We start from the raw sequence: 12,762 nt of genomic DNA, 5'->3' as shown, positions 1-12,762 counted from the left end.
ACTGATATTTGGAGGTAATGAGCAAAGATTAGAGATAGCGAAGAAACTTGGCGCCGCGAAAACTTTTAATTATCATTCGGTATCACATATCCCAAGTTTAGTCAAACAACTGACATTGGGGTTAGGTGCTGATGTCGTTATTGAAGCTACAGGAGTGCCAAGCGTATGGGAAACAGCAATAGCTTGTGCCCGAAGCGGCGCCACGGTAAATTTATTTGGCGGATGTCCTAAAAACACTAATATTTCTATAAGTACAGAGCAGCTACATTATAGTGAACTGACAATTAAAGGTGTATTCCATAACACTCCTTATTTTGTACGCAAAGCACTTTTGCTGATTGCGAGCCGAAAGATTCCTTTTGAATTACTTATAAGCGAACATCGTCCTTTAAAAGATTTGGAACAGGTATTCGTAGATATGCGGGAACGTAAAGTAATTAAAGTGGCAATAAATCCAGGTTATAATTGAGTACGTTGATGTTAAGTGTAAAATAAATTTTTGATTGTGAAAGGTAACTTTTGTAATTTTTTGTGTCAATCTAGTTAAAAATGTTCGGTTAACACCCTTTGCTCTCACTCGTTGTCATGCCACAAAAATCTTCACCAAAAAAGCGCGCGACTACCAGTACTGCCACTTTTCTGGCGCCATCGCAACTTCATCTGCGTTTGGAAGGTCTAGAAACCGAACACCAGAAGTTGCTCAAGCAAATAAAGAAGAAGCGCACGGAACTGGATAAATTTGTTGAGCAAATGCGTACTGTTGCCACAGAAGTATTTGGTCGAGCAACTCCAAATTTTCAGAAAATAGCAGTTATAGATAGAGAAATTCATGCTATATTTAAAGAAATTATCAAAAATAAAAAGCTGAATAAGCAGAATAAGAAGAAGGTTGAAGAGATTTATCGTAGTTTACAATATGCGGAAATAATCAGTCCTCAACCGATTGAGGAAGAAGATTTAGAAATTGATGAGCAATTTAATGGTGACGAGGAATTTAAGAATTCACATGAATCAGGTCATCAATATTATCATCAGTCACGTTCAGAAGTCGAATCACCATCAGCAAGTCGTAGTGAATCTTCTAAAAAAATTCGTCACATATTTTTGCGGTTAGCTGAAATATTTCATCCAGACAAAGCGAGTGATGTTGAAACCCAAGAACGTCACACTGAAATTATGAAGGAGATTAACCGAGCTTATACTGAAGGGGATTTGGCAAGACTATTAGAAATTGAGCAGCAGTATCAAGTCGGAGAAGAAATAGATAGTACTAGTGAGGATGATTTAAGTAGAAAGTGTATACGTATAGAGCAGCAGAATCAAGTTCTCAAAACGCAGTTTGAAAGTTTGAAAAGGGAACTTCGAGAAGCGAAGAAAACACCTCAAGGAAACATGGTGACAGATTTTAAGAAATTTAGAAAACAAGGAGTGGAACCCCTTGATACGATTACCGAACAGTTAGAGAATCAAATTCGGATAATTTCTCAGATACGTGATTATGCCCAGGATTTCAAGCAAAGTAGAATTAGCGTCAAAGACTTTTTGCGTGGCCCTGATATTTTGCGCTCTATGCAGCAGGAAATGATGGAGGAGCTTTTAGAAGATATGTTTGATGAGTTTGATGGTTATGTTAGATTTTGACGCGCATCAACTCAGTGCTATAATTCTACTACCCTAAATTATTGCATATGTTCCAGGGTGGGCGCTCTTGTCCACCCTTTCGTGTACCTATCAAATTTACTTATTAGATATTTGCTTGAAACAATGAGGTGAATTCTACCAAAAAAGGGAAAACTAATATTACCCCATATTTATACCAGATATTGATACCAGGGGTATCACCGTATAATCCCTTAAATGGAAAAGAATGAAAATGCGCTCAAAGCAACTAATTCCTCTTTGGCTATTACCTGTTACCTTTCTAGCCTTTACAAATCATGCTAACGCGCTACCTGGACAAAGTACTGAAGAAGTCGGCGCCTGGATAAAAGGACATCCAACGTTGAAGCCAGGTGCAGGTGAGCGTTTTTATGTTCAAAAAAGCGATACGGCTGCCCAGCGTTTTACTTTTCAAGCTTCAGTACTACCCCCAGGCGCCGTTGGTTTTCCTAAAGATCGTAGTCAAATACGTACTGAACGACTTGCAATGTACGATGCCATTAACGGCATGAGTTTCGACCGCTTACAAGAGTCGTTACGAATAATTTATGGTTTAGATATATACCAAGATTTTAAGCGCGCGCAGATAATATACGACTATCCGAATCAAAGTGCAATTAACTCAGCACGTTTAGCAAGAACCCCCATTCGCGAAGCACTACGCGGTCAACTGAGAATGGGCGACCGTTACGCTTACTGGATAGAAATAGCCCAACCCAAAAAAGGTAAAGCTTACACAGGTCAAATGACTGTACTATTAAAAACCGACATTGATAAACTCGAAACAGAACTACGAAATCGATAAGAAAGGGCTGAGTGCTGAGTGCTGAGTGCTGAGTTTTTATAATTCATAATTCATAACTCATAACTCAAAAGTTACATTTCATAATTCATAACTCTACTCACACTTACACTCAGCACTCATAACTCAGCACTCAGCACTCTTATCTTTATTGCCAAGTTCCAGAGAAAATGCTTTCGCAAGCTGTTGCGATTCTTAATAAATCTTCTTTTAATAAAGGCGGCCAATCAATACCGTTTTTGCGTCCAACAGCAAACAACTGTTGTGTCCTTAAAGATAATAAGTATAAAGCGTAAGCAAGTTCGCGGTCTAAGGTTGTGGCTTCTTTTAGTCCTTCAAATGCCACTTTTAGAGCCAGTAATACTGATGTTATTTGACCTGGTACAGGAGGTTTACCCTGTTGCATCCGTGTCAGCAGGGCATCTGGATTGTCTGGATTTGAAATCGCTTGGTCAATAAGGACTTTGCGCGCGGTGTCGTAATTCATTCTCTTACATTACCCTACAATCAGACAATAAAATCCCACAAATACTAGTTTGTGGGATTCAGAAAAAAAGTATTTGGTAAAAATATAGCTCGTATATATTTTTACATCTGGTCTAATTGTTTACGGAGGGTTTCTAACTCAGCGTCAACAACTTCTTCAGATTTTGGCGCCGAGGGTTGTGCTGATGATTGTGAGTTGGGTTGTGATGTTGTTTGTCCAGGTAGTTGGGGTTGGTTGGTTGCACTGGCTGGACCTAACGTCATTTGGGCTTTGAGTGCTGCCAACTCATCGTCTACATCACTACCTGCTTCTAATTTCGCAAACTGACTCTCTAAGTCGGCGCCTGCTAATTCTCCTGCGGACTGAGCGCGCGCTTCTTGCATCAAAACTTTTTCTTCCATACGCTCAAAAGCTGACATTGCGCTAGATGTGTTCATCCCACGCACCATACCTTGAAGCTGCTCTTGTGCTTTCGCTGCGGTAATACGAGCTTTAAGCATCTCTTTCTTAGTTTTGGCTTCGGAAATTTTGCTCTCAAGCTGGATTAAATTGCGCTTGAGGGTTTCGACTTGCGTCGTTTGCTGGTCTAAGCTAGCTTTGAGCGCAGTTCCATTATCATTAAAAGTCTTTTTCCTTTCCAAAGCTTGACGAGCCAAATTTTCGTCACCTTTTTGCAGTGCTAGTTGTGCGTTGCGCTGCCACTTGTTGATTTCATTTTGGGTATCGTTATATTGCTTCTCAGTACGCTTTTGTGCAGCAATAGCCTGTGCAACACCCTGACGTAGCTGTACCAAGTCCTCCTGCATTTCCAGAATCGCTTGTTCTAGCATTTTTTCAGGGTCTTCGGCTTTACTCACCATATCGTTGAGGTTAGCACTAACCACTCGTCTAATTCTGTCGAATAAACCCATAATTTTTTCCTTTGAGATTTACGCGCTCACTTTTAAGAGCGATTTGGATTTTTACTATTAGCTAACTACCTATATTTAAATTTAATCTTTCTTTTTTGGATTGTGCCTCCTTAATATCTTTCTTCTCAGGATATGCTCGATTTTCCGCACCCAGTACATTTAGCTTTTATTAAAACATACTTACTTAAGCAATAATACTCATGCATCTGTCTTTTTTAAAACTTGAGCTTTAATTGCTGCAAGTTCTTTATCTACATCATTATCACCCGATTCTAATGCTGAAAATTTCTTTTCTAAATTGTCGTTGTTGGTAATATAAGTTACTTCTTTTTGAGCTTCAAGCTGGATTATTTTATCTTCAACACGGTCAAAAAGTGTTGTGGAGCCACTCGTGAGTTCACCCATAAGCTCAGTTAGACGGAGTGACGCAGTTGCTGAACGTGCGCGCGCGATATACATATCTTTTTTAGATTTAATTTCAGCAATTTTAAGTTCGAGCATTCGCATATCTTTTTTTAGTGTAGCAATAACACTGTTTTGCTGCTCGACTTGGGCGCCAAGTGCAATAGAGGTATCTTGATAACTTTTACGTTTAGTAAGCGCTTCACGGGCAAGAATTTCATTTCCCTGTCCAAGAGCAAGTTGGGCACGTCTGTACCATTCGGTTGCAGCTTCAGTAGCATTCGCAGCTTGACGTTCGGTGCGCTTATAAGTCGCAATTGCGCTAGCTACTGCCTGCCGTAACTGGATCAAATGATTTTGCATCTCAATCACGGTTTGCTCCAAAACCTTCTCTGGGTCAGAAGAAGATGCCGCCCAACTATTTACATTCGATCGTACTACACGTGTAATCCTATCTAAAAAGCCCATAATTTTTATAGTGCTGAGTGCTAAGTGCTGAGTGCTGAGTTATTAGTGCTAAGTTATGAGTTATGAGTTATGAGTCATTACTACTCAGCACTCAGCACTCAGCACTTAGCACTTTCTACTCTCTACTCATTTAAATCTAGCATTGAGTCCTTTTCGCTTGATTTCGGTGAGCAATTCCTGAGCTTTTTCTTTATTTTTTATTGCGCCAAGATAAATTAACTTGCCATCTGGTGACAAATATGCATCTGGAACTGCTTTACGTGCGGAAGCAAAAGTGTCTTTACTATTGTTATCTATAACTACATGATAAAACCCATCGGCTGAGGGTTTGAGGTCAGAAATAGATACCTCTTGTGTTGGTGCAGATGATGGTGTAATGGCAACTGGTGCTTCTTTAGCTGGAACTGTAGGGTTAATGCTTGGAATGCTTGGAACGGCATTATTAATTCCACTTTGTTGATTTTGAACTGGTGCAGTTGGTACTGGCGCTCCTGAAGGAGTTGCTTTTGGCTTGGGTTTTAAGCCAACAACGTCATTTGGACTATTAACTTCTGGAAACTCGTCAGTAGCAAGGTTTGGATATTTAGGTATTGGTGTTAATTGCGGTTGCGCGACTGTTTTAGTATTACCGTTATTGACTTGACTGCTGCTGTCACTATTACTTGCAGTCGAGCTATCCGATTTGAATAAACCACCAAGACCCAATTGTGGCATTCCTTTGGGATTTATTACTGCATACCCCAAAATCAAACCTGACATCACAAACAATAAAATCGAACCAATTCCCAAAGGAGACAAAAGACTATTATTGTTATTTGGCCGTTTTTGGGCTTTCGGAGCTTCTTCAGTTAAACTTCGTAGCAGTGCTTCTGATGATTCTAAATAATCATCAGGTTGAGTTTTAGGACTATCCGAAGTCATATTTTGACTAATATTTTGACTCGGCTCGGTCTTTACTGTGGTAACTGGCACGATGCTGCTAGCACTTGCTGGTTTTGGAGGAGGTAGTGGAGTTGTAGTGGCTGGCTCTTTTACCGAGTCAGATATAACTTTTACCGGACTTTGTGGTGGTGGGGGTGGTGGAGGTAGTGTTGTTATTAGTTCATCTGCATTGGTTAACCGTGTGTCTGTTCTAGTTTCTGAAGAAATTTCATTATTTTCATGATTTTCATTATTGTTTTCTTCTAAGGATGGATAAGCGACATCCTCTGTCGTGGTTGTCACTGGAGTCAAAAACTGTAGACCAACGGAGGAATTAGAGGCGCCATTAGAGGTGCCAAGGGCATTCGAGTTAGAAGCTCGATATCCACCAGTCCGTGTACGTCTATACCTTGCTAACTCTCGGTCAAGCTGTACTTCTAAACTAGCCAGTGCCGCAGCTAGCGGTGGCTTCAAACCGGGTGTTTTAGAAAATTGACCACCCGTATGCATTAGGGAATTTTGACTCATTTCCGACTCACTAAAGCGATAAAACCTAATGAAAGTTAACAAAAAGTTAAGAAAAATTAAGAAAAATAATGTTTGGTTGCTCGATATAAGGATATATTGCGGACGTGATAATACTTTATTGTCAATATAGCTTTATTTACAATAGATTTAATTTTAGAGGCTTTCAACTCAGGCTCAAAGATGAATCTTGACACTGTAGGCGGTATTTTAAATACTTTACACGCGCGAGGTCATTGGCAAACTCCGCCCTTGTTCATCTTGCTTCAAAGTTGGCATGAAGTCGTAGGTCGCACAATAGCACTCCATACCCGTCCTGTCTCAATTCATCGTGACGTGTTGCGGGTGGCAACATCAAGTGCTGCATGGTCGCAAACTTTGACGTTTGAGCGCAAAAGCTTGCTTCTCAAGGTAAATCAAAAATTATCGACTCCGCTAAACGACATTCATTTTTCGACTGCTGGATGGAATAGCACAACACACCTCATAAAGCCAAAAAAACCTTCGCATCAAGAACACCCGTGCTACCAAGAACAAGCAGCCTGTGAACCGACAGAAACTAATATCCCAGTTAGTGTGAACGCGACTTTTGACAGTTGGGTTAAAAAAGTGCAAGCTAGTTCGGGTAACCTACCGCTTTGTCCTCAATGTCAATCTCCTACACCGACGGGTGAACTTCAACGTTGGGGAGTTTGTGCATTATGTGCAGCAAAAAGTTTTTAAATAAATACCTAAATAAGTACATTGCCTGTGGCGCCTCAAGTAAACAGCATAAACAAAAAGCTTTCTAATAACTCTTATATAAATACTGTATAAATACTCCAGTCGATAGAGCGAAGAGCATAAAACTTTCCGTCTTATGGATGATTTGTAAATTATTGATAAATTCATAGCGGTAACGTTAGCCTTGATCCCAATTGATTTTACTTGTTATTTTCTGGAGACCAATTTGCTTTATGTATCGTCTTTGTAACCAAAACATTGAAAAATATAACACAAACATAAAATAAATATAAAGGTAAATTTGGTCTGGGATCGCTTAAACGCATACTCAACAATGGTTTGTTGGCATTCATCCGTATTTGTATCTAGGAGCAAAATAAGTAATGAAAACTATTTGCCTACGGCGTTCAATATGAAGAGCATCAAATTCTTAACTTCTGCCTGCCGATATTGTCGTCATTACAATCCAGAAGGTCGTCGTGGTGGGAACTGCCAGCAATTAGGGGCGCCAGTTCAGGGACATTGGAAAGCTTGCTCGCTTGCTTTACCAGCATTTGCACCATCCTGGGAAACTTTGGAGGATGTGTGGAGTTTGCCAGAAGCTATACCTGTTATTGTTGCCTCAAATTTGAATCAAGATGCTCGAACAAAAGTACAAGAAGTCGCACCAGTTCACCGTGCAGAACTCTTAGTAGCTGATACTGTATCAGTTTAGTCATAACCAAATGTGAACAGTTGATATATTTTTCGATATTTTTCGCAATGAATGGGGAGTGGGAAAGCTGTTCAATAACTTGTATTTTTCAGGTATTTATTAAATAACTCTGAGTAAATTATCTCAAGTAACAAAAAGAAGCATTCGTGCGCGGATTAACTTGACAAGGCAATTGAAAATGCGAAGCTCAGATATTAGTGCAACTGTGTTTTAAAGATTTAACTGTATTTCGTTGAAAAACTTTGTGCAAAAAAAATCGCATCTTCATGTTCAAGGTGCGATTTTTAATGTTGGAATTTTTATGGCAGCCAAGGGAAAGAACGGAAATTTGGCTGACGCTTTTCTAAGAAAGCTTGTTTTCCTTCGGTGCCTTCTTCAGTCATGTAGTAAAGTAGAGTCGCGTTACCAGCTAGTTCTTGCAGACCAGCTTGTCCATCGCAGTCAGCATTAAACGCAGCTTTGAGACAGCGAATAGCAATGGGACTTTTTTCTAAAATCTCTTTTGCCCATTGAACACCTTCAGCTTCGAGTTGTTCTACTGGAACAATTGTATTTATTAATCCCATATCTAGCGCTTGTTGAGCATTGTACTGACGGCAAAGAAACCAAATTTCTCGCGCTTTCTTTTGCCCAACGATACGCGCGAGATAGCTGGCGCCGAAACCACCGTCAAAGCTGCCAACTTTTGGACCAGTTTGACCAAATACAGCATTATCAGCAGCAATTGTCAAGTCACAAATCAAATGTAAAACATGTCCACCACCAATTGCATAACCAGCAACTAATGCAATTACAACTTTAGGCATCGAGCGAATTAAACGTTGTAAATCTAATACATTTAATCGTGGTGTACCTTCATCATCAATATAACCAGCTTGTCCCCTCACACTTTGGTCGCCACCCGAACAGAAAGCATACTTACCATCTGTATGTGGACCGTAGCCAGTAAATAAAACAACTCCAATACTGGTATCTTCACGAGCATCACAAAAAGCCTCGTAAAGCTCAAAAACGGTTTTAGGGCGAAAAGCATTACGCTTGTGAGGGCGGTTGATGGTAATTTTTGCAATGCCATCAGCTTTATGATAAAGAATATCTTCGTAAGTTTTAACAGTTTGCCAGGTGGTTTCCATTACAGGCTTTTATTATTGCCGAACAAGAAAATTTTATCGCAGCCACCGTCATCTCAATTTTCTATCTTGTGGAATGGGCATCCTTGCCCGTTCCTGATGAGCAGGTAGGTTTCCTAGAGAGGCCAAGGCGTGTGAATTTTCCTAGAGGATATATTTGTGTGTGTAACTCATCCTCTAGGAACTTGCGCCGCCAAGGGATGTGAATTTTCCTAGAGGATATATTTGTGTGTAACTTATCCTCTAGGAATGTTGGCACCTACCATTTCTGCATCTATAATTTTGTAGACTTAAATAGCATTTACATTACCGTTGGTATTAGCTGTTGCTTTTGATGATTTTAAATATTTTTGGTAAGCTTCTTCATCACCTCCAAAGGAGTCTGAGCTAACTACAAGGCCACTATCATAGATAGCTTTTCTAAATTCATCCAAAGATAAGGGCACTTGTTCACAGTAAGCAATTATTATTTCCCTGAAACCTGGTATTTCGTTTTTAGGCTCATAGGTTTCAGCTTCTGTCACTACCCAGTCCGTGGGAATTGTCCTAGCTCTAAGTCCCCCCCCTATAGTCGCGTTAACTGTAAGACGTTCTCCGATTTTGACTTGCCGTTTGTGAACAGGACGAAAATCGTAAGAATCCTGAAGTATTCGAGTACAACGTCCCACAGTAAGCAAGCTACCGTCGATAGTTACTGATTCTCCCTCGTGTTTAGTCATGTAAACAACCAAAGTTTCTCGGTCTGCCAAATGGTCATAGATGTCGTATGTATCAGTTTTCATTAGTAATATCCTCGAAACTAGTTTGTTCTCCTTCAAACACACATTCGTAAGCTAATTGCCCTGTACCCTTTTTTTCTATACGCTTTAGTTTCCAACCGTACTTGCTTGCCATCTTTTTACAATACTCAGGACTTGTAACAGCATGGCGATTTTCTTTTTCTTGCGCTTCCTCGGTCATTGCTTGTGAATAGTAAATTCCCTGTACGCTGACCTTAGAAGATTTGTCTTCATTTGTAAATAATTAAAGTTATCTATTATACTGCTAATAGCCAACTTTGTTTATTTTAGTACTTTTTTATACTTAGATTATCACTCCTATAAAAGTTCCACTCTATAGCCGATTCTATGTGATTCATTAAAATTTGTGCTGCTCTCAAATACAATAACTTTTATGAAGTTGGGTTTCTGAATTTTCAGTAGGATAATTAAATGCTCCATTGCTAGTTTAACTTATGTCACAAATCTATCCAGGTGAAGTATTTGCTAACACTTCTGACTTTGACGCTGGTATTCGTCAACTTTTGCCGCGTTATGATGAAATGCTTGAAGTAATTACTCGTTGTGTATCATCCACAAGTAAAAAAATTTTAGAATTAGGTTGTGGAACGGGTGAATTAACGCTCAAAATACTCAAACGCTGTCCAGATGCGAATATAACAGTGCTTGATTATTCACCACGTATGATTAATTTTGCGCGCGAAAAGGTCGCTTCTTCCGGATATCAAGAACGATGGTCGGGACAAGAAGCAGATTTTGGAGAGTGGGCAACTAACCCTGATAAATTTGGCATAGGCGCCGATTTTGATGCGTGTATATCATCCCTAGCGATTCACCACCTTACTGATGAGATGAAGCAAAATTTATTTATACGTATTTACGAAAGTCTCAGTACAGGTGGTTGTTTTTGGAACGCAGACCCAACTCTACCAGAGGCGCCGACTTTAGCAGAAGTGTATAAATTAGCGCGCGAAGAATGGGCGGCTCAACAAGGTACGACGCTTGCTGATATTCGTGCGAGACTAGGAAGTAGCACTCCTGTGGGATATTCTAATCAAGACCAATTGGCAACTTTGAACGCACACTTACAAATGTTAATACAAGCCGGATTTTCAACTGTAGCTGTTCCTTGGAAGTACTATGGTTTAGCTGTGTTTGGTGGAATCAAAACATAATGGAAATTATGGCTTAACATCCTTATCAATCCATTTATCAACTAGCTTCGGTTTATAAGTTGCAAACAAACTTAATAAATCTTCAGGTTCTGATGCTTCGAGAACTAGCGTGCGTAAATCTGGTTTCAGAAACTTTTCTGTAACAGCTTGATCAAACAATTTCAGCAAGGGGTCAAAATACCCCTCAACATTCAATAATCCGCAAGGTTTCTCATGTATTCTTAACTGTGCCCAAGTTAATATTTCACAAAACTCTTCAAGTGTCCCGTATCCTCCCGGTAAAGCAATAAATGCATCTGCTAATTCTGCCATCTTGGTTTTACGTTCGTGCATTGAATCTACAACATAAAGCTCGGTGAGTCCAACATGGGCAATTTCTTTGGTGGCTAAAAATTTTGGAATTACACCAATTACCTCACCTCCATTACTTAAAACCGCATCAGCAACTACACCCATTAATCCAACACTGGCGCCACCGTAAATTAGCTTTAATCCAAGATGAGCCAAAGTTTAACCTAGTTTTTGCGCTGATTTTTTGTAACTAGGTCGAAGTCCCATGCTCGAACCACAAAATACGCAAACAGATTTCATCGCTTTATCTCCCCTTCTTTAATCAAGATTAGTAGCGAATTTATTTAAATATTCTTTTCGCCATTTTGCATCTGCTTTGCGATTTGTTTGTAATTCTAATACACGGATTCCTGTAGTTGGCAATGGGTTTAATTTTTCCTTTAATAAATCCCATGATGTAATTAACTCATGCTCAACGCCATATGTAGCGCAAAGTTTAGCAAAATCAATATCTTGTGGAGTGGCAAATAACTCTTCAAAGGGTGGTTCAAATTTAGCTATGGGCAACATCTCAAAAATACCACCACCATTATTATTAATAAGAATTATTGTTAAATGACCGATAAATTTATTTCTAATCAAAAACCCGTTTGTGTCATGCAGTAAAGCTAAATCCCCTGTAAGCATAACGCTACTTTTATTACGGTGTGCAATTCCTAAAGCTGTAGATAAAGTCCCATCAATACCATTGGCGCCTCGGTTTACAAAAATCTTAATACCAAGATTGTTGGGTTTCCAGAAAAATTCAACATCGCGCACGGGCATACTGTTGGCAATAAACAAAGGTGTTTTTGGTGGTAGTATCTGTGAAAGTAACCAGGCTGCTTTACCTTCAAATTCGCTGCTTTGTTCTAAAGTTCTATCAAGTACAGCGCGCGTTTTTATTTCCAACTGGCGCCATTGTTCCATGTAAGTACTAGCTGGAAAAGAGGGAACATCAGCTAAGTCACTAACATCTACCCGTAAGTGTGTAGTATTGAGATGGAGAGAATCGAGATTGCGAAAACTTTTGTCTATTATTATTAGTCGCGGTTGAGTTTGCTGTAACCATGCGCGTAATTCTTTACTAGTCGGCATTTCTCCAACTAGAATAACCACTTCGGGTGCAAGCTGTTCTCGATATTGGGGATGACGAAGAATTGCATCGTAAGTAGAGATTATGTAAGGATTGAGGTGAGCGTAGTTACGAACTGGAGAAAGTCCTTCAGCAAGGACGGGAAAATTTAAACAGCGCGCGAGGTTGGCAACACTAGTACAATATTTCTCACTTTCATATGGTTGAGCAACTCCAGCGATAATAATACCGCGTTCATCCGGATCCAGGTGTAAGGGGGAAGTCCAAGAGGGTAGAGACAGTTGAATGTGGCGCCAAAAATCTTCACTCTTTAGCTCAAATTCTATATTAGTTAAGTCAACACCATCAGCGACAGGAGCAAGAGGGTCGCGAAACGGTATGTTCAAATGTACGGCGCCAAATTGTGGAACCAAGCAACGCTCCCATGCATAAACTATTGTTTGCCGCAGGTATCTTAATAACTCTAGTTCGGCGCCTGGGACTACTAGTTCAGCTTGCCAGTTAGGATAATTACCATATAGCTTTACTTGGTCGATAGTTTGCCCAGAGTGACAAAAGCGCAGTTCTTGCGGTCTATCAGCAGTTAGCAACAATAGCGGTACACAACTTTCATATGCTTCTATTACCGCAGGATAAAAA

At 39.9% G+C, this 12,762-nt stretch carries 15 protein-coding genes; 6 read left to right on the top strand and 9 right to left on the bottom strand.

Features of this window, described 5'->3' with window-relative positions; translation table 11 throughout:
• The 3 genes from AC2JBO_RS36235 to AC2JBO_RS36225 form a co-directional block, all read left to right on the top strand.
• Positions 1 to 469: zinc-binding dehydrogenase (locus AC2JBO_RS36235; RefSeq protein ID WP_496958478.1), on the top strand; the 469-nt coding region annotated here is incomplete at its 5' end.
• A 116-nt stretch (positions 470 to 585) separates the two neighbouring features.
• Positions 586 to 1,641 carry a J domain-containing protein gene (locus AC2JBO_RS36230; RefSeq protein WP_496958477.1) on the top strand — a complete coding sequence of 352 codons (1,056 nt, stop codon included), beginning with the start codon at positions 586 to 588 and terminating at the stop codon, positions 1,639 to 1,641.
• Positions 1,642 to 1,873: 232 nt separating this feature from the next.
• Entirely contained in the window at positions 1,874 to 2,464 is a 591-nt protein-coding gene (locus AC2JBO_RS36225) for a hypothetical protein (RefSeq protein WP_496958479.1), read from the top strand.
• Positions 2,465 to 2,609: 145 nt separating this feature from the next.
• On the opposite strand, the gene AC2JBO_RS36220 is transcribed toward AC2JBO_RS36225, so the two are convergent.
• The 4 genes from AC2JBO_RS36220 to AC2JBO_RS36205 form a co-directional block, all read right to left on the bottom strand.
• Positions 2,610 to 2,948: a Dethiobiotin synthetase gene (locus tag AC2JBO_RS36220; RefSeq protein ID WP_496958476.1), complete on the bottom strand. Its 339-nt coding sequence runs from the start codon at positions 2,946 to 2,948 to the stop codon at positions 2,610 to 2,612.
• A 101-nt stretch (positions 2,949 to 3,049) separates the two neighbouring features.
• The gene (locus AC2JBO_RS36215) at positions 3,050 to 3,859 is read right to left on the bottom strand and encodes a PspA/IM30 family protein (protein ID WP_496958475.1); all 810 of its coding nucleotides are present in this window, start codon (positions 3,857 to 3,859) and stop codon (positions 3,050 to 3,052) included.
• A 198-nt stretch (positions 3,860 to 4,057) separates the two neighbouring features.
• Positions 4,058 to 4,729, bottom strand: a complete 672-nt coding sequence (locus AC2JBO_RS36210; protein WP_496958474.1) for a PspA/IM30 family protein — start codon at positions 4,727 to 4,729, stop codon at positions 4,058 to 4,060.
• 126 nt (positions 4,730 to 4,855) lie between these two features.
• Entirely contained in the window at positions 4,856 to 6,178 is a 1,323-nt protein-coding gene (locus tag AC2JBO_RS36205) for a hypothetical protein (RefSeq protein WP_496958473.1), read from the bottom strand.
• Between the two features lie 180 nt (positions 6,179 to 6,358).
• On the opposite strand from AC2JBO_RS36205, the gene AC2JBO_RS36200 reads away from it, so the two are divergent.
• Together AC2JBO_RS36200 and AC2JBO_RS36195 are read left to right on the top strand one after the other, a co-directional pair.
• A complete protein-coding gene (locus tag AC2JBO_RS36200; RefSeq protein ID WP_496958472.1) occupies positions 6,359 to 6,898 on the top strand; it encodes a DciA family protein in 540 nt (179 codons plus the stop codon).
• 412 nt (positions 6,899 to 7,310) lie between these two features.
• The gene (locus AC2JBO_RS36195) at positions 7,311 to 7,613 is read left to right on the top strand and encodes a hypothetical protein (protein WP_496958471.1); all 303 of its coding nucleotides are present in this window, start codon (positions 7,311 to 7,313) and stop codon (positions 7,611 to 7,613) included.
• A 299-nt stretch (positions 7,614 to 7,912) separates the two neighbouring features.
• Here AC2JBO_RS36195 and menB read toward each other — a convergent pair whose 3' ends face one another.
• The 3 genes from menB to AC2JBO_RS36180 form a co-directional block, all read right to left on the bottom strand.
• The gene (gene menB, locus AC2JBO_RS36190; protein ID WP_496958470.1) at positions 7,913 to 8,746 is read right to left on the bottom strand and encodes a 1,4-dihydroxy-2-naphthoyl-CoA synthase; all 834 of its coding nucleotides are present in this window, start codon (positions 8,744 to 8,746) and stop codon (positions 7,913 to 7,915) included.
• A 287-nt stretch (positions 8,747 to 9,033) separates the two neighbouring features.
• Positions 9,034 to 9,525 carry a hypothetical protein gene (locus AC2JBO_RS36185; protein WP_496958469.1) on the bottom strand — a complete coding sequence of 164 codons (492 nt, stop codon included), beginning with the start codon at positions 9,523 to 9,525 and terminating at the stop codon, positions 9,034 to 9,036.
• On the bottom strand, positions 9,515 to 9,703 hold the full coding sequence (locus tag AC2JBO_RS36180) for a hypothetical protein (RefSeq protein ID WP_496958468.1): 189 nt from the start codon (positions 9,701 to 9,703) through the stop codon (positions 9,515 to 9,517). Before AC2JBO_RS36180 ends, AC2JBO_RS36185 begins: the two co-directional genes overlap by 11 nt.
• Before the next feature lie 274 nt (positions 9,704 to 9,977).
• Here AC2JBO_RS36180 and AC2JBO_RS36175 point away from each other — a divergent pair, with 274 nt between their 5' ends.
• On the top strand, positions 9,978 to 10,697 hold the full coding sequence (locus AC2JBO_RS36175) for a class I SAM-dependent methyltransferase (RefSeq protein ID WP_496958467.1): 720 nt from the start codon (positions 9,978 to 9,980) through the stop codon (positions 10,695 to 10,697).
• A gap of 6 nt (positions 10,698 to 10,703) precedes the next feature.
• On the opposite strand, the gene AC2JBO_RS36170 is transcribed toward AC2JBO_RS36175, so the two are convergent.
• On the bottom strand, positions 10,704 to 11,204 hold the full coding sequence (locus AC2JBO_RS36170; protein WP_496958466.1) for an LOG family protein: 501 nt from the start codon (positions 11,202 to 11,204) through the stop codon (positions 10,704 to 10,706).
• Positions 11,205 to 11,306: 102 nt separating this feature from the next.
• The coding region (gene menD / locus AC2JBO_RS36165; RefSeq protein WP_496958465.1) for a 2-succinyl-5-enolpyruvyl-6-hydroxy-3-cyclohexene-1-carboxylic-acid synthase at positions 11,307 to 12,762 on the bottom strand (1,456 nt) is incomplete at its 5' end.

Source organism: Calothrix sp. CBUCES-K 9914 (assembly GCF_059640475.1).
The sequence above is the reverse complement of the archived record's forward strand: the minus strand, read 5'-3'. Positions and strand labels throughout refer to the sequence as shown.